Annotated in this window: 16 protein-coding genes; 7 read left to right on the forward strand and 9 right to left on the reverse strand. The window is 64.7% G+C overall.

All coding sequences use genetic code 11. From position 1 onward, the window contains the following. Positions 1-130 precede the first annotated feature (130 nt). Positions 131-2,869, forward strand: coding sequence for a DNA mismatch repair protein MutS (gene mutS / locus AC0L3X_RS16250; protein ID WP_063980037.1), 2,739 nt, complete (start codon positions 131-133; stop codon positions 2,867-2,869). A 123-nt stretch (positions 2,870-2,992) separates the two neighbouring features. Here mutS and AC0L3X_RS16255 read toward each other — a convergent pair whose 3' ends face one another. The 7 genes from AC0L3X_RS16255 to AC0L3X_RS16285 all read right to left on the reverse strand — a co-directional run bounded on the left by AC0L3X_RS16255 (position 2,993) and on the right by AC0L3X_RS16285 (position 10,330). Next, complete coding sequence (locus tag AC0L3X_RS16255) at positions 2,993-4,669, reverse strand: methyl-accepting chemotaxis protein (RefSeq protein WP_187387844.1); 1,677 nt, start codon at positions 4,667-4,669, stop codon at positions 2,993-2,995. A 439-nt stretch (positions 4,670-5,108) separates the two neighbouring features. Then, complete coding sequence (locus tag AC0L3X_RS16260) at positions 5,109-5,822, reverse strand: hypothetical protein (protein ID WP_063980039.1); 714 nt, start codon at positions 5,820-5,822, stop codon at positions 5,109-5,111. Between the two features lie 104 nt (positions 5,823-5,926). Then, on the reverse strand, positions 5,927-6,742 hold the full coding sequence (locus AC0L3X_RS16265) for a hypothetical protein (protein ID WP_063980040.1): 816 nt from the start codon (positions 6,740-6,742) through the stop codon (positions 5,927-5,929). Positions 6,743-6,917: 175 nt separating this feature from the next. Further along, the gene (locus AC0L3X_RS16270; RefSeq protein ID WP_028149375.1) at positions 6,918-7,427 is read right to left on the reverse strand and encodes an OsmC family protein; all 510 of its coding nucleotides are present in this window, start codon (positions 7,425-7,427) and stop codon (positions 6,918-6,920) included. Positions 7,428-7,481: 54 nt separating this feature from the next. Then, positions 7,482-8,267 (reverse strand): ABC transporter ATP-binding protein, encoded by a 786-nt coding sequence (locus AC0L3X_RS16275; RefSeq protein ID WP_063980041.1) that lies wholly within the window; start codon positions 8,265-8,267, stop codon positions 7,482-7,484. 4 nt (positions 8,268-8,271) lie between these two features. Continuing rightward, positions 8,272-9,117: an ABC transporter permease gene (locus AC0L3X_RS16280; RefSeq protein WP_063980042.1), complete on the reverse strand. Its 846-nt coding sequence runs from the start codon at positions 9,115-9,117 to the stop codon at positions 8,272-8,274. Between the two features lie 241 nt (positions 9,118-9,358). After that, the gene (locus AC0L3X_RS16285; RefSeq protein ID WP_038943838.1) at positions 9,359-10,330 is read right to left on the reverse strand and encodes an aliphatic sulfonate ABC transporter substrate-binding protein; all 972 of its coding nucleotides are present in this window, start codon (positions 10,328-10,330) and stop codon (positions 9,359-9,361) included. Between the two features lie 188 nt (positions 10,331-10,518). On the opposite strand from AC0L3X_RS16285, the gene AC0L3X_RS16290 reads away from it, so the two are divergent. Then, entirely contained in the window at positions 10,519-13,308 is a 2,790-nt protein-coding gene (locus AC0L3X_RS16290) for a [protein-PII] uridylyltransferase (protein ID WP_063980043.1), read from the forward strand. A gap of 8 nt (positions 13,309-13,316) precedes the next feature. Here the strand turns inward: AC0L3X_RS16290 and AC0L3X_RS16295 are convergent, their stop codons facing one another. Continuing rightward, positions 13,317-13,847, reverse strand: coding sequence for a methylated-DNA--[protein]-cysteine S-methyltransferase (locus AC0L3X_RS16295; protein ID WP_063980044.1), 531 nt, complete (start codon positions 13,845-13,847; stop codon positions 13,317-13,319). Between the two features lie 97 nt (positions 13,848-13,944). Between AC0L3X_RS16295 and AC0L3X_RS16300 the strand changes: the two genes are divergently transcribed. The 3 genes from AC0L3X_RS16300 to AC0L3X_RS16310 all read left to right on the forward strand — a co-directional run bounded on the left by AC0L3X_RS16300 (position 13,945) and on the right by AC0L3X_RS16310 (position 17,175). Continuing rightward, positions 13,945-14,301, forward strand: a complete 357-nt coding sequence (locus AC0L3X_RS16300; protein WP_187388035.1) for a DUF1304 domain-containing protein — start codon at positions 13,945-13,947, stop codon at positions 14,299-14,301. Positions 14,302-14,448: 147 nt separating this feature from the next. Continuing rightward, on the forward strand, positions 14,449-15,675 hold the full coding sequence (locus AC0L3X_RS16305) for an ABC transporter substrate-binding protein (RefSeq protein WP_063980046.1): 1,227 nt from the start codon (positions 14,449-14,451) through the stop codon (positions 15,673-15,675). A gap of 273 nt (positions 15,676-15,948) precedes the next feature. Beyond that, a complete protein-coding gene (locus AC0L3X_RS16310) occupies positions 15,949-17,175 on the forward strand; it encodes an ABC transporter substrate-binding protein (protein WP_063980047.1) in 1,227 nt (408 codons plus the stop codon). Between the two features lie 177 nt (positions 17,176-17,352). Here the strand turns inward: AC0L3X_RS16310 and AC0L3X_RS16315 are convergent, their stop codons facing one another. Continuing rightward, on the reverse strand, positions 17,353-17,778 hold the full coding sequence (locus tag AC0L3X_RS16315; protein WP_063980048.1) for a DUF1330 domain-containing protein: 426 nt from the start codon (positions 17,776-17,778) through the stop codon (positions 17,353-17,355). Between the two features lie 168 nt (positions 17,779-17,946). Between AC0L3X_RS16315 and AC0L3X_RS16320 the strand changes: the two genes are divergently transcribed. Next, positions 17,947-20,160 (forward strand): transglycosylase domain-containing protein, encoded by a 2,214-nt coding sequence (locus AC0L3X_RS16320; protein ID WP_063980049.1) that lies wholly within the window; start codon positions 17,947-17,949, stop codon positions 20,158-20,160. Between the two features lie 536 nt (positions 20,161-20,696). Next, a complete protein-coding gene (locus AC0L3X_RS16325) occupies positions 20,697-21,362 on the forward strand; it encodes a hypothetical protein (RefSeq protein WP_063980050.1) in 666 nt (221 codons plus the stop codon). Positions 21,363-21,782 lie beyond the last annotated feature (420 nt).

Raw genomic sequence — 21,782 nt, forward strand, 5'->3', positions numbered from 1 at the left:
CGGTTTCTTGCTTGTTCCGAGGGGGGCGCACGCTGCCAATGCATGCCGTGGTGCGGACAACGTGGAAAACCTCCCCTCGCCGGCCAAACCGGTAGGAGCAGGAGGCGAAATTTTGTAGGTTGCGCCGCCCATGACAATGCAACAGCCGATACCTGTGCCGCCCCCTGACGAAGCGCCCACGCCGCCGGCGGAAGCCATCGCGCGCGTCACGCCGATGATGGAACAGTACCTTGAAATCAAGGCGGCTCATCAGGGCCTGCTGCTGTTCTACCGGATGGGCGACTTCTACGAGCTGTTCTTCGAGGACGCCGAGATCGCCTCGAAGACGCTCGGCATCGTCTTGACCAAGCGCGGCAAGCATCAGGGCGCCGACATCCCGATGTGCGGCGTGCCGGTCGAGCGTTCCGAGGACTATCTGCATCGCCTGATCAGCGCCGGCCACCGGGTCGCCGTGTGCGAGCAGACCGAGGATCCCGCCGCCGCCAAAGCGCGCGGCAACAAGAGCGTGGTGCGCCGTGGCGTGGTGCGGCTGGTCACGCCGGGTACGCTGACCGAGGACACGCTGTTAGACGCGCGCGCCAACAATTATCTGCTGGCGATCGCGCGTGCCCGCGCCTCCGGTGGCGGCGACCGTTTTGGGCTCGCCTGGATCGACATCTCGACCGCCGAATTCACGGTGATGGAATGCTCTAGCGGCGAGCTCGCCGCGACGCTGGCGCGCATCAATCCGAACGAGGCGATCGTCACCGACGCGCTCTACAATGACAGCGAGCTCGGACAGACCTTGCGCGAGCTGCCGGCGGTGACGCCGCTGACCCGCGACGTCTTCGACGGCGCCACCGCGGAAAAACGCCTGTGCGATTATTTCGCCGTCGCGACCATGGACGGGCTCGCGCAGCTCACGCGGCTCGAAGCGACCGCCGCAGCCGCCGCCGTCACCTATGTCGACCGCACCCAGGTCGGCAAGCATCCGCCGTTGTCGCCACCCGCGCGCGAGGCCTCGGGCGCGACCATGGCGATCGATCCGGCCACCCGCGCCAATCTCGAATTGACGCGAACGCTCGCGGGCGAACGCCGCGGCTCGCTGCTCGACGCGATCGACTGCACGGTGACCTCGGCCGGCTCGCGCCTGCTGGCGCAGCGGCTCGCGGCGCCGCTGACGGACGCGCCCGCAATCGCGCGGCGGCTCGATGCCGTCAGCGCCTTCGTTGCGGACTCCGCTGCGCGCGAAGACATCCGCAGCATCCTGCGCGGCGCGCCCGACATGTCGCGGGCGCTGGCCCGTCTTTCGGTCGGCCGCGGCGGACCGCGCGACCTCGCCGGCCTGCGCGACGGCATCATTGCCGCCGACCAGGTGCTGACGCGCCTTTCCGAGCTCGACCAGCCGCCGCAGGAAATCGCGGTGGTGATGGCGGCCCTGCAGCGTCCGTCGCGCGAGCTCGCCGCTGAATTCGCAAGTGCCCTCGATGACCCGCTGCCGCTGATCAAGCGCGACGGCGGCTTCGTGCGTCAGGGCTACGAGCCCGCGCTCGACGAAACGCGAAGCCTGCGTGATGCTTCGCGCCTCGTCGTGGCCTCGATGCAGGCGCGCTACGCCGATCATACCGGTGTGAAGGGCCTCAAGATCCGGCACAACAACGTGCTCGGCTATTTCGTCGAGGTCACCGCGCAGCACGGCGACAAGCTGATGTCGGCGCCGCTGAATGCGACCTTCATCCATCGCCAGACGCTGGCCGGACAGGTGCGCTTCACCACCTCGGAGCTCGGCGAGATCGAGGCCAAGATCGCCAATGCCGGCGACCGCGCGCTCGGCCTCGAGCTCGAGATCTTCGAGCGGCTGTCCGCGAAGGCGCTTGATATCAGCGACGATCTGCGCGCCGCCGCCCATGCCTTTGCGCTGCTCGACGTTGCGACCTCGCTGGCCAAGCTCGCGGTCGACGACAATTATGTGCGGCCGGACGTGGATGACTCCCTCGGCTTCGCGATCGAGGCGGGCCGCCATCCCGTGGTCGAGCAGGCCTTGAAGCGCAATGGCGAGCCATTCATTGCCAATGCCTGCGATCTCTCGCCAACACCGGCGCAAAAATCCGGCCAGCTCTGGCTGCTGACCGGTCCCAACATGGCCGGTAAATCGACCTTCCTGCGCCAGAACGCGCTGATCGCGCTGCTGGCGCAGATCGGCAGCTTCGTGCCGGCGACGCGCGCGCGGATCGGCATCATCGACCGCCTGTTCTCGCGCGTCGGCGCCGCCGACGATCTCGCGCGCGGCCGCTCCACCTTCATGGTGGAGATGGTCGAGACCGCAGCGATCCTGAACCAGGCCGGCGAGCGCGCGCTCGTGATCCTCGACGAGATCGGCCGCGGCACCGCGACGTTCGACGGCCTCTCCATCGCCTGGGCCGCGATCGAGCATCTGCACGAGAGCAACCGCTGCCGCACGCTGTTCGCGACGCATTATCACGAGCTGACGGCGCTCTCGGCAAAACTGCCGCGCATGTTCAACGCGACGGTGCGGGTGAAGGAATGGCAGGGCAATGTCGTGTTCCTGCACGAGGTGCTGCCGGGCTCGGCCGACCGCTCCTACGGCATCCAGGTCGCCAAGCTCGCCGGCCTGCCGCCGGCCGTGATCACGCGTGCGAAATCCGTGCTGGCGAAACTCGAAGCCCAGGACCGCGGCCAGACCGCCCGCGCGCTTGCCGACGACCTCCCGCTGTTCGCGGTGCCCTCGCGCGCCGCCGCCGAAGCCGCACCGCCGACCGAGGCCGAGCTATTGATGGACGCCGTGAAGGCCCTCCACCCGGACGAGATGTCCCCGCGCGAGGCGCTGGATGCGCTCTATGCGTTGAAGGCCAAGCTGCCGAAGCCGTGACGGTGCCGTAGGGTGGGCAAAGCGCAGCGTGCCCACCATTCAACGACCAATTCGCGGAAAGATGGTGGGCACGGCGCGCGAAGAGCGCGCCTTTGCCCACCCTACGACTTCTGCGCGCTTGGCTTACGCCCTTGCCGCCATCGCAGCAGCTTCCGCGGCGGCGCGCTGCATGCTGGTCGACATCTCGTTCGTGACCGTGCTCTGCTCCTCGACGGCGGCGGCTGTCGAGGTGACGTATTCGCTGACGTTGTTGATGGCCTGCTTGATCGAGCCGAGCGCGCTGACGACGTCGCCGGAGATGCCGTTGAGGCTGCCGATCTCCTGGCCGATCTTGTCGGTCGCCTGTCTCGCCTGATTGGCGAGGCTCTTCACCTCGGAAGCGACCACCGCGAAGCCGCGGCCAGCCTCGCCGGCGCGCGCCGATTCGATCGTGGCGTTGAGCGCGAGCAGGTTGATCTGACTGGTAATGCTGTTGATCATCTCGATGATGCCGCTCATCGCCTTCGCCGCTTCGGTCAGCCGCTGCGCCTGCGCGTCGGCAGAGGCAACCTGCTCCACCGCGCTCATCGCGGTCTCGCGGGACTTGGTCATCGCTTCGGAGATCTCGCGCACCGACGCGTTCAGCTCCTCCGAGCCTGCGGCGACCGATTCCATCATGCCGCGGACGCGCTCATTGCCCATGCGGACCAGCACCTGCCGCGTGGTGTCAGTGGCGTATTTCACGACCTTGAACGGCTTGCCGTTGAGATCGAGGATCGGGTTGTAGGAGGCCTGGATGTAGACCTCCTTGCCGCCCTTGCCGATGCGCTTGTATTCAGCCGCCTGGTACTGGCCGCGATTGAGCGTGGCCCAGAACTCGCGATAGGCAGCGCCGTCGCGCTCCGATGGCTCGACGAACATGCTGTGATGCTTGCCCTTGATCTCGGCCAGCGAATAGCCGAGCGTGCCGAGAAAATTGGCATTGGCGGTGATGATCGTGCCGTCCATGTTGAAATCGATCACGGCCTGCGCCTTGTCGATCGCCGAGATCTGACCAGCGAGGTCGGCGTTCTTCAGCTTCTCCGCGGTGACGTCGGTCGCAAATTTGGCAACGCCGAACGGCTTGCCGTTCTCGTCGAGCAGCGGGTTATAAGAGGCGAGGATCCAGACCTCGCGGCCGCCCTTGCCGATACGTTTGTATTCGCCCGCCTGGTATTCACCGCGGTTAAGCCTGGCCCAGAATTCGCGATAGGCCGCGCTGTCGCGCTCAGCGGGGGCCACGAACAGGCTGTGATGCTTGCCCTCGATCTCGGCCAGCGAATAGCCGAGCGCCTGGCAGAAATTCTGGTTCGCAGTCACGATAGTGCCGTCGAGCTTGAACTCGATGACGGCCTGGGCGCGGCCGATGGCGGACACCTTGGAGGCTTCCGTCATGGCATTGATCTTCTTCGCGGTGATATCGGTCGCGATCTTCACGACCTTGATCGGCTTGCCGTCGCCGTCAAGCACGGGATTATACGACGCCTCGATCCAGATCTCGCGACCGCCCTTTGCAATCCGCTTGAACTCCGCGGCCTGGAACTCGCCGCTCTTCAACGCGGACCAGAACGCCTTGTACGCCGCGCCGCCTCGCTGATCGGCGGGCACGAACATGGAGTGATGCTTTCCCTTGATCTCCTCCAGCCCATAGCCCAGGGCCTTCAGGAAATTCTCGTTCGCGGTGAGGATGGTGCCATCCAGTGCAAATTCGATCGTCGCCTGCGAACGGCCGATGGCGTCGAGCTGTGCCTGGGCATTTCCATTGGGATTACGACCAAACATCAAAACATCTCCAGAATGGATCGCATGGTGCCGCAGCGCAACGCGCCTCAAAGACAGGCGAGCGGACGCCCTCGGACAGACCGAGCGTTGGAATATGACTAGCTGTGAACTATGTGGGTCCGTTCACGCGTACAGAGGACCCGCCTTGATGCCCATGTCCGCCCAAACGCGGAAACGACAACCGACGAGTAGCTTTACGGGGAATGCACCAAATTTAGATTAATGCACCTATCGGAATCGGGCAGCCCATCTCCGAAGAAATACGGAGTGATGGAACCGAAAATGGCCGGCGGAAGAAACGGCCGAAACGCGAATTAGCAACGATCAAATCGATACTTAGCGACGTCGCGACATGAACGGATTGCGGCCCCGCGCGCGCTTTTCCGCGCGACTACCGTCCAGGATGCTGCCCCATTAACGCAACGCCTTCCGGCGGCCGTCAGCGGCCCACCCTGGCAAACGGCTCGATCAGCTTCAAGGTGGCGGCGAGGCGGATGCTGCGCTTGCCGGCGAGCGCGATCGCTTCCATGTCGGCGCCCTTGTCATCGCAGTGGCCGGAGAAGCCGATGCCCACCTCATAGCCACCGAACAAGGGATGCTCGCTCTTTGCCAGCGTGTGTTCCTGATTGACGAATTCGCCTTTCCAGCGACCGTTCGCCGAAGAATAGGCGCCGAGATAATAGAAGAAGGCATCGCCGCCGAGGATGCGGCCGTCGCGCAGCAACATCACGCCGGTATGGCCACCGGTAATTCCATCCAGCATCCGGATATCGATCGAATAGAGTCCGCTGACGATGCCGCCCTCGCCGACCGCACCGGGCGGGGGAACGTCATCGTCGCCGAGCGGCGTCATCACGGCGCGAAACACCGAGGCGTCCTCGACCACTTCTCCCTCGAAGCGGTAGAGCTTGCCCTGCGGTCGACCGCGAATGCTGATTGTGACGGCGTCGGAACTGACCAGCGACCTGTGCTGCGGCGACCGGCTGTGGCGCTTCGTCCGGAGCCTGGCGACGATTTCGCCGTCCACAATCTCGTAGGTGCCGAAGTGCGCGAAGGCCGTGTTGCCGCCAAGCATTTTCCCGGCATGGGCGTACAGCACGCTGCGGCCGGAGCCGTCGTTGATATCGTATTCGACCTTGTACAATCCCTCCACCGCACGCCCCGATCTTGCTCTGTTGCCAGTTTAGCGGGTCTGCCAGCCCGGGTAACTAACTATCCTGACGCAGGGTTGAGGTCCCAAGCGCAGCGTAACTCGCCTTACGAAGCGCGGCGCGGCTGATGCATCGGCCTCTTCCGTCGTCCCATCCACCACAGCGTCAGGTTCCAGCCGATGCAGGTGGCGAGTGCGCAACTCAAGCCGATCGCCGAGCCGAACTGCGTGACGGCGACGTGCAGCACCGCAATTGCCAGACCGAAGCCGAGCAGGCCCCAGGCGGAGTTGGCGAGCACGGCGGCGGTCGGCGGGCCGCCGATGCGCGGATGCAGGATCACCATCATGCTGGTGAACACGATCGGGTAGAGCGCGATGACGCCGCTCACCCGCGGGCCGACCCAGCCCGAGGTCGAGACCACGATCGCAACCAGCGTCGCGACCAGCGAGGCGCGGAATGGAATGTCGTACCAGCGACGCGTCACCAGCGGCATCTTCACATGGCGGTATCGTGCGAGCAGCGGAATGCAGATGCCGAAGGCGACCAGGTTGACAGCGAGCCCGGCGGTCAGGGTCCAGTCGAACAGGCGGATGATGGAGGCCAGCACGATCCACACCGCGACCGCGCTGCCGGCGCTCACCAGCAGATTGTTCCGCTGCGCCAGCACGACATAGGTGAGCCCAAGGACGATCGTCGCCGCGTTGACCGGAAGGCTCGACAGCGCGCCCTGCGCGATGAAGGCGGCATCATGGTCGAGCGCGAGGAAGACGTAGGAAGGACCGGCCGAGATCGGCAAGGTCGCCACCAGTCCGCCGATCACCGGACCGGTGCGCTCGGCAATGAACGACGCGGACACGACGAACGCCGCGGCGATCGCCATGCGCAGGACGAGGAAGATGATGAAGTGGAGCTCGGGGGGCATTTTTTGCTTCTTACCCTGCCCTGAAGGGGAGGGTCGGCTCATATGGAGCGTAGCGAAATATGAGACGGGGTGGGGTGACAGTCTCTCGACGGATACGGCGCCCGAGTGGAGAGATCACCCGCCCCGCTCGCGCTGCGCGCGATCGACCCTCCCCCTCAAGGGGAGGGTCAGGAAGTCACATCCGCTGCATCGACACCGAAACCTTCGGGCCGTTCTTGATGGTCTGGTAGACCACGCAATAGCGCTCGGTGAGTTTCAGGAGCAGATCAAGCTTGTCCTGCGGCGCGTCGGTGTCGACCTCGAAGCGCAGGCGGATCTCGGCGAAGCCGACCGGGGTCTCCTTGTCGACGCCGAGCGTGCCGCGGAAATCGAGATCGCCCTCGGCATAGACGTTGCCGGTCTTGAGCGGGATCTCGATGGCGGTCGCGACCGATTTCAGCGTGACGCCGGCGCAGGCAACCAGCGCTTCAAGCAGCATGTCGCCGGAGCACAGCTCGAGGCCGGAGCCGCCGGTCGCGGGATGCAGGCCAGCCATCGCGATGGCGCGACCGGTCTCGACCTTGCAGGCGATGCCTTCGCTGTCGGTCGAGCCCTTGGCCTTCAGCGTGATCATCGCGGTCTTGGGATCGGTCTTGTAGCGTTCCTTGATCGGGGCCTGCATCTGGCGCAGTGCTGCGGCGTCCATCTTGTTCTCTCCCGGAAAAATCGTCCCTCGATGTACCGGCTCAGAGAGAAAATGTCACCACCACATGGCCTGACCGGGACCCTGGGTTGCGTCACGGTCGGGCACGTTGCGGTCGAGCGAACGGTCGAGTGACGTCAGCACACTTCGCTTGAAATTCTCGAACAGCGGCGAATTGCGATCGCGCGGCCGGCCCAGATTGATCTCGATCTGGTCGAACAGCCGGCCCGGCCGCGGCCGCATCACCAAAACGCGATCAGCCAGCACCACGGCCTCGTCGACGTCATGTGTGACGAGGATGAGCGTCGGCCGGGTGTCGGCCCAGAGGTCGAGCAGATGATCCTGGAGATCCCTGCGGGTGAAGGCGTCGAGCGCGGAGAACGGCTCGTCGAGCAGCAGCACTTCCGGTTGCGGCACCAGCGCACGCGCGATCGCGACGCGCTGCGCCTGCCCGCCCGAGAGCTCGCGCGGCCAGGCCTGCGCCTTATCAGTGAGCCCGACGCGGGCGAGCGCGCGCGCCACCTTCTCGCGCCGCTCGGTCGCGGGCAGGTCGGCAAGGCCGAAGCCGATATTGTCGGCGACGCTGAGCCAGGGCAGAAGCCGCGGCTCCTGGAAGATGATGCCGATTTTTGCGTGCGGCGAATTGATCGCCTCGCTGTCGAGCGTCACCGTGCCTGCGCTCGCGCGATCGAGGCCTGCGATGGCGCGCAGCAGCGTGGACTTGCCGCAGCCGGAGCCGCCGATGATGGCGACGATCTCGCCCTGTTTGATCTCGGCGGAAAAACGCGCCAGCGCCTGCACGCCGTTGGGATAGGTCTTGCTGACCCGGTCGAGCGCCAGCATCGTGTTACGTTCCCTTCGCGCGCCCGAAGGCGTCCTGCCAGCGCAGGAACGGCGCAGCCCCGACCTCGATCAGCCAGTCGGTAAGCTTGCCGAGGATGGCGAAGATCACGATCGCGGCCAAAATCTGCGCAGGCTTGCCGAGCTGCTGGCCGTCGAGCAGGAGATAGCCGAGGCCTTCGGAAGCGCCGATCAGCTCGGCCGCCACCACGAACATCCAGCCCAGACCAAGGCCGACACGCAAGGACACCACATAGGCCGGCAGCACCGCGGGCAGCAGGATGCGGCGGATCATGGCGAACCCGGAGAGGCGGAAGGTGCGACCGACCTCGACGATCTTGCGATCGACGGAAAGGATCGCGCCCATCACGCCGAGATAGACCGGGAAGAACACGCCGACCGCGATCAGCGCGATCTTGGAGGTCTCGAAGATGCCGAGCCAGAGGATGAATAACGGCACCCAGGCCAGCGAAGGGATCGCACGCAGCGCCTGCACGGTCGGATCGAGCAGCCGCCGCGCCAGCGACCAATAGCCGGAGATGGCACCGAGCACGGTGCCCGCGATCACGCCGAAGGCGAAGCCGAGACCGACCCGCCACAGCGTCGCGGCGATGTGGCGGACCAGCTCGCCGGAGCGGGCGAGTTCGGTGATGGTCGCAAAGACGCGCGAGGGCGACGGCACCAGACGGCCGTTGGACCAGCCGGACCAGACCACCAGCTCCCAGCCGAGCGCGAGGATGAGCGGCAGCAAGATTCCAAGCAACGGCCGCGCATAACGCGACAGCCGCGAGGGCGCGGCGGCACTTTCGGCCGGTTCCGAGGTCTGTTGCAGGACTGGCGCGTCGGTGATCATGGCCGGTAGGAAGCGCGTCTCACGCCGGAATGCAACATGACTCTTGCCGCGCCCTCAGCCCGTCGTCCCGGGGCGCGCGAAGCGCGAGCCCGGGACCCATAGCCACAGGCAGACATGGCTACGGGGACTCGGAGTGACCGCCTTCGCGTCAAACTACTCCCTGGGGTTATGGGTCCCGGGCTCGCTTCGCGCCCCGGGACGACAGCGGAGTTTGTTGCGCGCGCCTGCCTCTTGCGCAGAACTAGTTCGTCGGCAGCGGGACCTGGTCGTCGATCAGGGCATCCAGCGTCGCCTTCACGTCGACCTTGGCGTCGACGACGCCGGCCTGCTGCAGGGCAAGGCCGGCAGCGAGGATCGACTCGCGCTGGGGTGCGCCGATGCGGCTGTGGGTGAGCTCGGTGCGCTCCTTGAGCTGCTTGTCGACGACGGCCTCCGGCAGCTTGGTCACGGCGATGAAGGTCTTCTTCAGGTCATCGTAATTCGCCAGCGAATATTTGCGGGCCTCTTCATACACCGCGAGTACGCGGCGGGCGGCGTCCGGATAGTCCTTCAAGAACTGCTCGCGCACATTGAGGATGCCCCAGGTGTTGGCATCCGCCTTGCGATAGAACAGTTTTGCACCTTCCTCGACCTCGGCCTGCGCCATCATCGGATCGAGGCCAGCCCAGGCATCGACATCGCCGCGGATCAGCGCGGTCTTGCCGTCGGCGTGCTGGAGCAGCACCGGCGTGATGTCCTTTTCGGTGAGGCCTGCACCGAGCAGCGCGCGCACAAGGAAGATGTGCGGATCGGTGCCGCGCGTCACCGCGACGCGCTTGCCCTTGAGATCAGCAACGCTCGCGATCTTGGAATCCTTTGATGTCACCAGCGCCGTCCATTCGGGACGCGAATAGACATAGATCGACTTGATGGGGTTTCCGTTGATCTTCGCCACCAGCGCCGCCGAGCCCGCGGTCGAGCCGAAATCGATCGAGCCGGCGTTGAGGAATTCGAGCGCCTTGTTGGAGCCGGCCGACTGCACCCAAATGATGCTGATGCCGTCCTTGGCGAATTCCTTCTCCAGCAGGCCCTTCTGCTTCAGGACCATCGACACCGGATTGTAGGTCGCCCAGTCGATGCGGATTTCCTTGAGCGGATCCGCCGCCCGTGCCGCAGGGGTCATGGCGAGCGCAACAGCCCCCGCCAACAGAATGCGTCGTGTAATCCCGGTCATGCCCAGCCTCCTCAAAAACTTCATTGTTTTTCAATGAGTTATTTCTAGAGGTCAACGAGAAAATCGCTATCCCGAAAGCCCGTCTGCTGAGAACAGATTTGCTCAAAGCGGGGCTTTTCCAGCATGGAACGACTATTGCCAGAGAATGGCGGGTGACAGCGCCTGTCACCTCTTATATCCGGTGAGACATGGACAGCGTCGCGACTGAGCACAAGGCCGAGGTGGACGATCGCTTCGACACCGCGCGGATCACCGCCGCGGTCGATGCGCTTGCCGAGAAGCATCAGGGACGTGAGGACACGTTCCGCACGGCCATGGCGCAATTGCTCAAGGCCGAGCTGATCGCGGCGCGCGCTGCGGCGCAGGCGATCCTGCTGAAGGACCGTCACGGAAGGCGCTGCGCCGAGCGGCTGTGCCACGTGCAGGACGAGATCATCCGCATCCTGTATTCGGCAGCGACCCGGCATCTCTACCGCTCGCCGATCCCGAGCGGCGCGGAGCGCATGGCGGTGGTCGCGACCGGCGGGTATGGCCGCGGCCTGATGGCCCCGGAATCCGACATCGATCTCCTGTTCATCCTGCCCTACAAGCAGACCGCCTGGGGTGAGCAGGTGGCTGAGGCCATTCTCTACTGTCTCTGGGACATGGGACTGAAGGTCGGACACGCCACGCGCTCGGTCGATGAATCGATCCGGCAGGCGCGCGGCGACATGACCATCCGCACCGCAATCCTGGAAACGCGCTTCCTGACCGGCGACCAGCCGCTCTATGACGAACTGGTCGCGCGCTTCGACAAGGACGTGGTGCAGGGCACGGCGTCCGAATTCGTCACCGCAAAGCTCGCCGAGCGCGAGGAGCGCCACCGCCGCGGCGGGCAGTCGCGCTACCTGGTCGAGCCCAACGTCAAGGACGGCAAGGGCGCCCTGCGCGACCTGCACACGCTGTTCTGGATCGCCAAATACGTCTACCGCGTCCGTGATACCGACGAGCTGGTCGAGCGCGGCGTGTTTGACGCGCAGGAATACCGCACGTTTCGCCGCTGCGCCGACTTCCTCTGGTCGGTGCGCTGCAATCTGCACTTCTACTCCGGCCGCGCGGAGGAGCGCCTCTCCTTCGATCTCCAGCGCGAGATCGCGGTCCGGCTCGGCTACACCTCGCATCCCGGCATGCAGGACGTCGAGCGCTTCATGAAGCACTACTTCCTGGTCGCCAAGGAAGTGGGCAACCTCACCGCCATCCTCTGCGCCAAGCTCGAGGACCAGCAGGCCAAGCCCGCGCCGGTGCTGAGCCGGATGATGGCGCGGCTGCGCCCCGCCCCCGCGAAGCGCCGCGTCCCCGACAGCGACGACTTCCTCGTCGACAACAACCGCATCAACGTCGCCGCGCCCGACGTGTTCAAGCACGATCCGGTCAATTTGATCCGGATCTTCCGCCTGGCGCAGAAGAACAACCTCGCCTTCCATCCGGACGCGATGCGCGACGTGACGCGCTCGCTCGGACTGATCAACGCGCAGCTGCGCGAGAACCCGGAAGCCAACCGGCTGTTCATGGAGATCCTGACCTCCGACAACGCCGAGATCGTGCTGCGTCGGATGAACGAGACCGGCGTGCTCGGCCATTTCATCCGCGCCTTCGGCAAGATCGTCTCGATGATGCAGTTCAACATGTATCATCACTACACCGTCGACGAGCATCTGATCCGCTGCGTCGGCTTCCTGCAGGACATCGAGCGCGGCGGCATCGAGGAGTTCACGGTCGCCAGCGATCTCTTCCGCAAGATCCGGCCCGAGCACCGTGCGGTGATCTACATCACGACGCTGCTGCACGACATCGCCAAGGGACGGCCGGAGGATCACTCGATCGCGGGCGCCAAGGTGGCGCGCCGGCTGTGCCCGCGGCTCGGCTTCAGCGCGGCCGACACCGAGCTCGTGGCCTGGCTGATCGAGGAGCATCTGACGATGTCCACGGTCGCGCAGTCGCGCGACCTCTCCGACCGCAAGACCATCGAGAATTTCGCCGCCGTGGTGCAATCGGTCGAGCAGATGAAATTGCTCACGATCCTGACCACCGCCGACATCCGCGGCGTCGGCCCGGGCGTGTGGAACGGCTGGAAGGCGCAGCTGCTGCGCTCGCTCTATTATGAAACCGAACCGGTGCTGACCGGCGGCTTCTCGGAAGTCGACCGCGGCAAGCGCCTCACGGCCGCCTACGCCGAATTCCGCATGGCCTTCGCCGAGTGGCCGGCGGACGAGCTCGATGCCTATATCGGCCGGCACTATCCCGCCTATTGGCTCAAGGTCGAGCTGCCGCGGAAGATCCGCCATGCCCGCTTCGTCCGCTCCAGCGAGCAGGCCGGCCACAAGCTCGCGATCAATGTCGGCTTCGACGAGGTGCGCGGCGTCACCGAGCTGACGATCTTCGCCGCCGACCATCCCTGGCTGCTCTCGATCATCGCCGGCGCCTGCGCCTCGGCCGGCGCCAACATCGTCGACGCGCAGATCTACACCACGACCGACGGCCGCGCGCTCGACACGATCTCGATCTCCAGGGAATACGACCGCGACGAGGACGAGGGCCGGCGCGCCACGCGCATCGGCGAGATGATCGAGGACGTGCTGGAAGGCAAGCTGCGGCTGCCCGAAGTGGTGGCGCGGCGCACCGTGCGCAGCAAGGCGCGGCCTTTCACGATCGAGCCGGAAGTGACCATCAACAACCAATGGTCCGACCGCTACACCGTGATCGAGATGTCCGGCCTCGACCGCCCCGGCCTGCTCTACGAGCTGACCACCGCGATCTCGAAGCTCAATCTGAACATCGCCTCGGCCCATGTCGCGACCTTCGGCGAGCGTGCCCGCGACGTGTTCTACGTCACCGACCTCCTGGGCGCGCAGATCAACGCGCCGACGCGCCAGTCCGCAATCAAGAGCGCGCTGACCCACGTGATGGCCGGCGACAAGGCGGTGCAGCCGGCGGCGTGAGGAGAGAGCTAAATCTCTACCCCCTCATGCCGCAGCAGCCAGCGCTTCCGCTCGAGCCCGCCGCCATATTTCACCAGCGAGCCATCCGCGCCGATCAGGCGGTGACAGGGCAGCACCACGCTGATCGGGTTTGAGCCGTTGGCATGGCCGACGGCACGAATGGCTTTGGGCATATCGATCCTTGCGGCCAGCGCGCCATAGCTCATCGTGGTGCCGGCAGGGATCTTTGCCAACGCGGTCCAGACCTTCTGCTGGAACGGCGTGCCGGCGATGCGCCATGCGACGCCCGAGAGCTGGCCGAGATCGCCTTCGAAATAGCCCGACAGCGCCGTCCGCATCTCCGTCGGCGCAGGCTGATCGCTCAGATCCACGGCGCCGTAGTGCAGGCGCAACAGCTCGCGCATGCGGGGCTCGTAGTCTTCCCAGTCGAGCGCGCGCAGCGCACCCTCGGCATCGGTGACGAGCAGCGCGATCCCGATCGGCGTCGTCAGGCGATCGAGGCCGAATCGTTCAGGCGGTTTGGTTGATCGAGCGGGCATTGCGGCACCATTGCATCGAAACACGCCATCGCACTTGCCATGCCGGCCGTGCTAACGTCCACCCGAAAGCTGACGCTTTGGGGGGCTCAACTTGATTCTGATCACCAATGTCCTGGTGGCGCTGGTCGCCGCACTGCACGCCTACTTCCTGATCCTGGAGATGTTTCTCTGGGACAAGCCGCTTGGCTTGAAGACATTCCGCAATACGCCTGAAAAGGCCGAGATCACGAAGGTGCTGGCGGCCAACCAAGGGCTCTATAACGGCTTCCTCGCCGCCGGCCTGATCTGGGGCCTCGTCCACGGCAACCCGGCCTTCGCATTCCAGATCAAGGCATTCTTCCTGCTCTGCGTGATCGTGGCCGGCGCCTATGGTGCGGCGACCGTTAGCACCCGCATCCTGCTCGTGCAGGCGCTGCCGGCGGCGATCGCGCTGGTTGCGCTGTTTCTGACCTGATTCTCGTGACCTGAGACGCTACGGCGCAGCGTCGCGATCCTTGCGCGGCGCCGGACCTTCCTCCACACTCTCCGGCAGCGATGGCGACCGTTGCAATCAACGGGAAAAGACCGTCGACCGGAAATTCCGTCAGGAGGAACAACCAAGATGAACAATCGCAGAGCCTTCATAGCTGCCACGGCGGCGCTCGCCTTCGCGTTCTCCGCCAGCCAAGCCCTCGCCCAGAAGAAATACGACACCGGCGCGAGCGACACCGAGATCAAGATCGGCCAGACCGTGCCGTTCTCCGGTGCCTATTCCGTCTACGCCAATATCGGCAAGACCCAGGCCGCCTACTTCAAGATGATCAACGATCAGGGCGGCATCAACGGCCGCAAGATCAATCTGATCCAGTATGACGATGCCTATTCGCCGCCGAAGACGGTCGAGCAGGTGCGCAAGCTCGTCGAAGGCGACGAGGTGCTGTTCACCTTCCAGATCATCGGCACGGCCGCGAACGCCGCCGTGCAGAAATATCTCAACGGCAAGAAGATCCCGCAGCTGCTGGCCTCCACCGGCGCCGCACGCTTCAACGATCCGCAGAACTATCCCTGGACCATCGCCTACAATCCCAACTACGTGTCCGAGGGACGCATCTACGCCAAGTACATTCTCGCCAATCACCCCAATGCCAAGATCGGCGTGCTCTACCAGAACGACGACATGGGCCGCGACTATCTCGCCGGCCTCAAGAGCGGCCTCGGCGACAAGGCCGCCAAGATGATCGTCGGCGAAGTGTCCTACGAGGTCACCGACCCGACCGTCGACTCGCAGGTGGTCAAGCTGAAGTCGCTCGGTGCCGATCTTTTCTACGATGCCTCGACGCCGAAGTTCGCGGCGCAGGCCATCAAGAAGGTGGCCGAGCTCGGCTGGACGCCGGTGCACATCCTCGACATCAACGCGAGCCCGATCTCGGCGACGCTAAAGCCGGCCGGCCTCGACATCTCCAAGGGCATCATCTCGACCCAATACGGCAAGGAGCCGAGTGACCCGCAGTGGAAGGACGATCCGGGCGTGAAAGCGTTCTTCGCCTTCATGGACAAGTATTTCCCCGAAGGCGACAAGCTCAACACGGTCAACACCTATGCTTATTCGGTCGCCGAGTTGCTGACGCAGGTGCTGAAACAGTGCGGCGACGACCTGTCGCGTGAGAACGTGATGAAGCAGGTCGCCAACATCAAGGACTTCACCCCGAGCTTCGCGCTGCCCGGCATCAAGATCAACACCGGACCGAACGATTATCGCGTCAACAAGCAGATGCAGATGATGAAGTTCAACGGCGAGCGTTGGGAGCTGTTCGGCCCGATCATCGAGGACAACGGCCCGGCGGGTTAGTAACTGCGCAGGGTGGATTAGCCCTGCAGATGCGCAAAGCGCATCTGCTCGGCGTAATCCACCTCTTCGACATCCGCGGCAACAGAAGTGGTGGGTTACGCCTGGCGGACTGCGCTTCGCGCAGCCGCAAGGCTGACCCACCCTACGAACTGCGCGTCTCCACCCACCTTGCGTTGCAGCAACGCCTCATCCACAATCGCCCTCAGCGGTGACGTCCTGTGCGCAAGAGCATCCGGGCAGATCATCGGCAATAACAAACTGAGGAAATTGCGAATGAGGAATGGAATGCTGCATCTGGCCGCGACAACGGCGCTGACCCTGGCGCTGTCGGTCACCACGGCCAGTGCCCAGAAAAAATATGATCCGGGCGCCAGCGACACCGAGATCAAGGTCGGACAGACCATGCCGTTCTCGGGACCTGCATCGGTCTATTCGTCGATCGGCAAGACCCAGGCCGCCTATTTCAAGATGATCAACGACCAGGGCGGCGTCAACGGTCGCAAAATCAACCTGATCCAGTATGACGACGCCTATTCGCCGCCGAAGGCCGTGGAGCAGATCCGCAAGCTCGTCGAGAGCGACGAGGTGTTGCTGACCTTCCAGATCATCGGCACGCCCGTGAACGCGGCGGTGCAGAAATATCTCAACTCCAAGAAGGTGCCGCAGTTGTTCGCGGCCACCGGCGCATCGAGGTTCACCGATCCGAAGAACTTCCCGTGGACCATGGGCTTCAATCCCAACTACTTCGTCGAAGGCCGCATCTACGGCCAGTACATTCTGAAGGAGCATCCCAACGCCAAGATCGGCGTGCTCTATCAGAACGACGACCTCGGCAAGGACTATCTGAACGGCATCAAGGCCGGCCTCGGCGACAAGGCCGCCAAGATGATCGTGACCGAAGCCTCCTACGAAGTCTCCGATCCGACCGTCGATTCGCAGGTCCTCAAGATCAAGGACGCCGGCGCCGATCTGTTCTTCAGCGCCACCACGCCGAAGCAGGCCGCACAAGCGATCAAGAAGATCGCCGAGATGGGCTGGCATCCGGTGCAGATCGTCGACATCAACGCCACCTCGGTCGGCGCGGTGCTGAAGCCGGCCGGCCTCGATGCCGCCAAGGGTTTGATCAGCGTCAACTACGGCAAGGAACCGCTCGATCCGACCTGGAAGGACGATGCCGGCCTGAAGAGGTATTTCGACTTCATGGCGAAGTACTATCCGGACGGCGACAAGGACTCGAACTTCAACACCTACGGCTACAGCACGGCGCAGCTGCTGGTCCATGTGCTGAAGCAGTGCGGCGACGACCTGACGCGCGAGAACGTCATGAAGCAGGCCGCGTCGCTGAAGGACGTCGTCAGTGACACCGCGCTGCCCGGCATCAAGGCCAACACCTCGCCGACCGACTACCGCGTCAACAAGCAGCTTCAGATGATGAAGTTCAACGGTGAGCGCTGGGAGCTGTTCGGCCCGATCCTGGAGGATGCCGGCCCGATCGATTAGTTCTCGGAAACAACTGCCTCAACGACGTCATGCCCGGGCTTGTCCCGCCTGCGCGGCCGAAGCCGCTTCGGCGCGGCGAAGGCCCGGGCATCCACGTTCTTGGAGCGGCAAGGCAAGGGCGTGGATGGCCGGGTCAAGCCCGGCCATGACGGCGGAGGGAGATGCGCGCAGAGACATCTACTCCGGTATCTCCCCAAAATTCTTCCCCACCGGCAGCACCGCGTGCCGTATCAGCCGTGAATCCTCCACCGCGGCCTGCCGATGCTTCACCGCTTCGCGATAGACGGGATCGCGGATCATCTCGACGAAGGCGGCAACGCTTGGATATTCGGCGATGAAGCAATGGTCCCAGCGCTCCTCTTGCGGGCCAATCAGCATCAGCTCGAATTTGCCCTGCCAGACGATGCGGCCGCCGAGGCGCTCGAACACCGGGCCGCTGTTGCGGCCATAGGCAGCGTAGGCTTCCGCGCCGCTCGCCTTGCGGCCGTCAGGATAGGCCGCCTCTTTGCGCAAACGCACCAGATTGAGCATGTGGATCGGGCCGGGGCGGTCGTTGTCCCGGAACTGCGCGAAAATCTCCTTGCTCGGATCGATATGGCCCATGCCGGTTCCCTCTTGTTTTATGCGGGCGATCCTAGCCCTGCCGCCCGGCGAGCGGAACTGCGGCAGGCGAATGCCGCACCTCCTAATCGCGCGTTAAGCTCTGGGTAACCGGGCCTTAAACAGCGACCGGTAGCGTGCGGCGGGGCGGGCTGACCGGGCGTTTTGCGTATGGCGTGGGGAAAGAAAAAGGGTGGGCGGAAGGAGCCGTTGTTCGGCTTGCCTGCTGCGCTCGCCGATCTGCGCCTGACCGCGGCCGACCGCGTCCCCGGCGGCGAGGACAAGCCGAAGAAATCAACGAAATCATCCGCCAAGCGCAAGAGCGAGGATGCCGGCGACGAGCCGCCGCGCGAGCGGAAGGCACAAGCCGGCCGCAGCGGCGCCAAGCGCCGGTCGAAATCGGGCGGAGGCTTCAGCCTCGGCCGCCTCGTCTATTGGGGTGCGGTGCTCGGCCTGTGGGGCATGATCGCCGTGATCGGCGTCGTGATCTATGTCGGCGCCCATCTGCCGCCGATCCAGTCGCTGGAGATTCCCAAGCGCCCGCCGACGATCCAGATCGTCGGCATCGACGGCAGTATGCTGGCGCAGCGCGGCGAGATGGCGGGCGCCAACGTCTCGCTGAAGGACCTGCCCCCCTATCTGCCGAAGGCCTTCATCGCCATCGAGGATCGCCGCTTCTACTCGCATTTCGGCATCGACCCGATTGGCATCCTGCGGGCCCTCGTCACCAACGTACTCCATCGCGGCGTCTCGCAGGGCGGCTCGACCTTGACGCAGCAGCTCGCGAAAAACCTGTTCCTGACCCAGGAGCGGACCATGGCGCGCAAGCTGCAGGAGGCGGAGCTCGCGATCTGGCTGGAGCGCAAGCATTCCAAGAACGAGATTCTGGAGCTCTATCTCAACCGCGTCTATTTCGGCTCGGGCGCCTATGGCGTCGAGGCCGCGGCGCAGAAATATTTCGGCAAGTCGGCGAAGGACGTCACCGTCGCCGAGGCCGCGATGCTGGCGGGCCTCGTCAAATCGCCGTCGCGGCTGGCGCCGAACCGCAATCCGGAAGGCGCGGAAGCGCGCGCGCAGATCGTGCTCGCGGCGATGGCGGATGCCAAGTTCATCACCGAAGCACAGGCGCAGGCCTCGATCGGCCACCCCTCCTACAACGTGAAGCCGGCCGGCGCCGGCACGCTCAACTACGTCGCCGACTGGATCGGCGAGGTGCTGGACGATCTGGTCGGCCAGATCGACGAGAGCATCAAGGTCGAGACCACGATCGATCCGAAGCTGCAGAGCGTGGCGGAAGCCGCCATCATCGACGAGCTCGCGGCCAAGAGCGTCAAGTTCAATGTCAGCCAGGGCGCGCTGGTGGCGATGACGCCCGACGGCGCGGTGCGCGCCTTGGTCGGCGGACGGAACTATTCCGACAGCCAGTACAACCGCGCGGTCACTGCGAAGCGCCAGCCGGGCTCCTCGTTCAAGCCGTTCGTGTACCTGACCGCGCTCGAGCAGGGGCTGACGCCGGACACGGTGCGCCAGGACGCGCCGATCGAGGTCAAGGGCTGGAAGCCCGAGAACTACACCCATGAATATTTCGGCGCGGTGACGCTGACGCAGGCGCTGGCGATGTCGCTCAACACCGTCGCCATCCGCCTCGGTCTCGAGGTCGGGCCGAAGAACGTTGTGCGCACCGCGCACCGGCTCGGCATCTCCTCGAAGCTCGAGCCCAATGCCTCGATCGCGCTCGGCACCTCCGAAGTCTCGGTCGTCGAGCTGGTCGGCGCCTACGCCCCCTTCGCCAATGGCGGCTTCGCCGTGGCGCCGCATGTCGTCACACGGATCAGGACGCTCAGTGGCAAGCTGCTCTACATGCGGCAAGCGGAAGAGCGCAATCAGGTGATCGACCCGCGCTATGTCGGCATGATGAACACGATGATGCGGGAGACGCTGATATCAGGCACCGCCAAGAAGGCGGAGATCCCCGGCTGGCCGGCGGCCGGCAAGACCGGTACCAGCCAGGATTATCGCGACGCCTGGTTCATCGGCTACACCGCCAACCTCGTCACCGGCGTCTGGCTCGGCAATGACGACAACTCGCCGACCAAGAAGGCGACCGGCGGCGGCCTGCCCGTCGAAGTCTGGTCGCGCTTCATGCGCACGGCGCACGAGGGCGTGCCGGTGGCCGCCTTGCCGAACTCGCAAGCGACCTGGGGCCTCTCGAACCTCGCGCAGGCGGCATCGCAGGTGTCGCCGCCGACGGCGGTGGCGCCTGGACCGGCACCGGCGAGCAGTGGCGGCTATCGCCCGCCTCCGACGCGCGCCAATGTGCGGCCGGAAGCCGCAGCAGGCCTCGACGGCTGGCTGATGGACCGGCTGTTCGGCGGAAATCGGTAGCTTCGAGCTGAGGTCCCCAGGGCCTCAAGACAAAAAACGCGAAAACTACCCCATGCACAGTAGCCGGTGACTTCAGGCGCGCCGCGCGGTGGATTGTAGGAAACGTTTGATCCGGCGGGACAAATCGAGCGTGCCGCGCAATCGTCGCGAAGTATGGCGGGGATCGCGCAAAGCGCGCTGACGTCGCCCCACTCTCAACTGTCATTCCCCGCCACCGGGTCTCGCCTTCGGCTAGCCCAATGACGGGCTCCAGCGGGGAATCCAGTATTCCGAGACGTCGAGATTCAAAACAGCTGCCGCGGCGTACTGGATGCGGCCAGCAGCGTTTTGCTCCGGCTGACATCGCGCCACGGCTTCGGCAAGTCCTGCCCAACAAGTCCTGCCCAACAAGTCCTGCCCAAGACGGCAAGATTTACCGATGCCGAAATATCCCTGAACGCCAAAACACCAGTCTCTTCAAGGCTCCGACATCGGCCCAGGAATTGCTCTCTTAGGTTGAGTTCCGAAGACTCGGGTTTAGTGGGAAGGAGCGTTCCATGATTACAGGTCTATCCAGCGCGGCGTTGCCCCATCTGCGTCCTGCATCAACGTCCGGTTCCAATGTGACAACGACATCAGATCTCCAGCCGGAGGCGTCGACTGCAACTGACGCTGCGACCAGCAGCCCCGGAATCAGCGTGTCGCAACTCAAGCCGCTGCAAGGCGCCAAGCCGATCTCGGTGGCTGATAACCCGGTCCTGCGCGACCTGATGGCAACGAATTGGCTGATGACCCACGGCGCGAACGCGACTCAACCGGCCGCCTCGGACGATGCACCTGAGAACACCTATGCCCAGGTGAAGGTTGACGGCAAGGTGGTGGCCACTCTGTACAATGGCGGGTCCTCGACGATGACCAACGCGGCGGCCGCAAAGATCGGCAAGCTCGAGGATCCTCCCGGCCTGAGTGGACCTGATCTGGCGCAATGGCGAGCCGACAATTACGCCAAGCTGCTTGGCGGCACCGTCGAAAAAGCGTCCACCGCGATCACGCAATCGCAATGGACACCGCGTCAAAGCAATTCTGCCACCTATAGTCGCGATCAGCTCGACGCGGCCTTCCAGGCGATGCTGGCCGAGGGCCCGAAGGCCGCCGTGCAACTGCAATCGTCCTATCTCGCCTCGCGCGCGCAGCCGGGGACAAGCGCAGATATCAGCGCCTGACCTGAGAGATGGTCTGAGGACGCCCGGCATCCGGGCGACGAGTCAAAGCACATCAAGCAAGATCATCCCGGCTGACGCCGAACAACGAGCAGCTATCGCCGGCGTTCAGCGTCCGCGATGTCGCGCGACGAGAGCTGCTCGCCTTAGATAGTCCGATGGGTCGGTCGTTCGGGGAAATCGGAAAGCGTGGCACGAGACGCACTGATGTCGCCCCGTCCTCCGCTGTCATTCCCCGCGAAAGCGGGGAATCCAGTACGCTGCGGCTTCTCGGCTTAACAATAACCGCCTCTGGAATACTGGGTCGGGGGGGGGGGCCGGGGGGGGGGGGGGGGTGTTTGGGGGGGGGGGGGGGCGGGGGAGGGGGGCGGGGGCATACAAAACCACCAAAACCTGCGGGTGGGGGGAGGGGGGGTAGAGGAC

The sequence above is a fragment of the Bradyrhizobium sp. MI1.7 genome, from assembly GCF_055811795.1.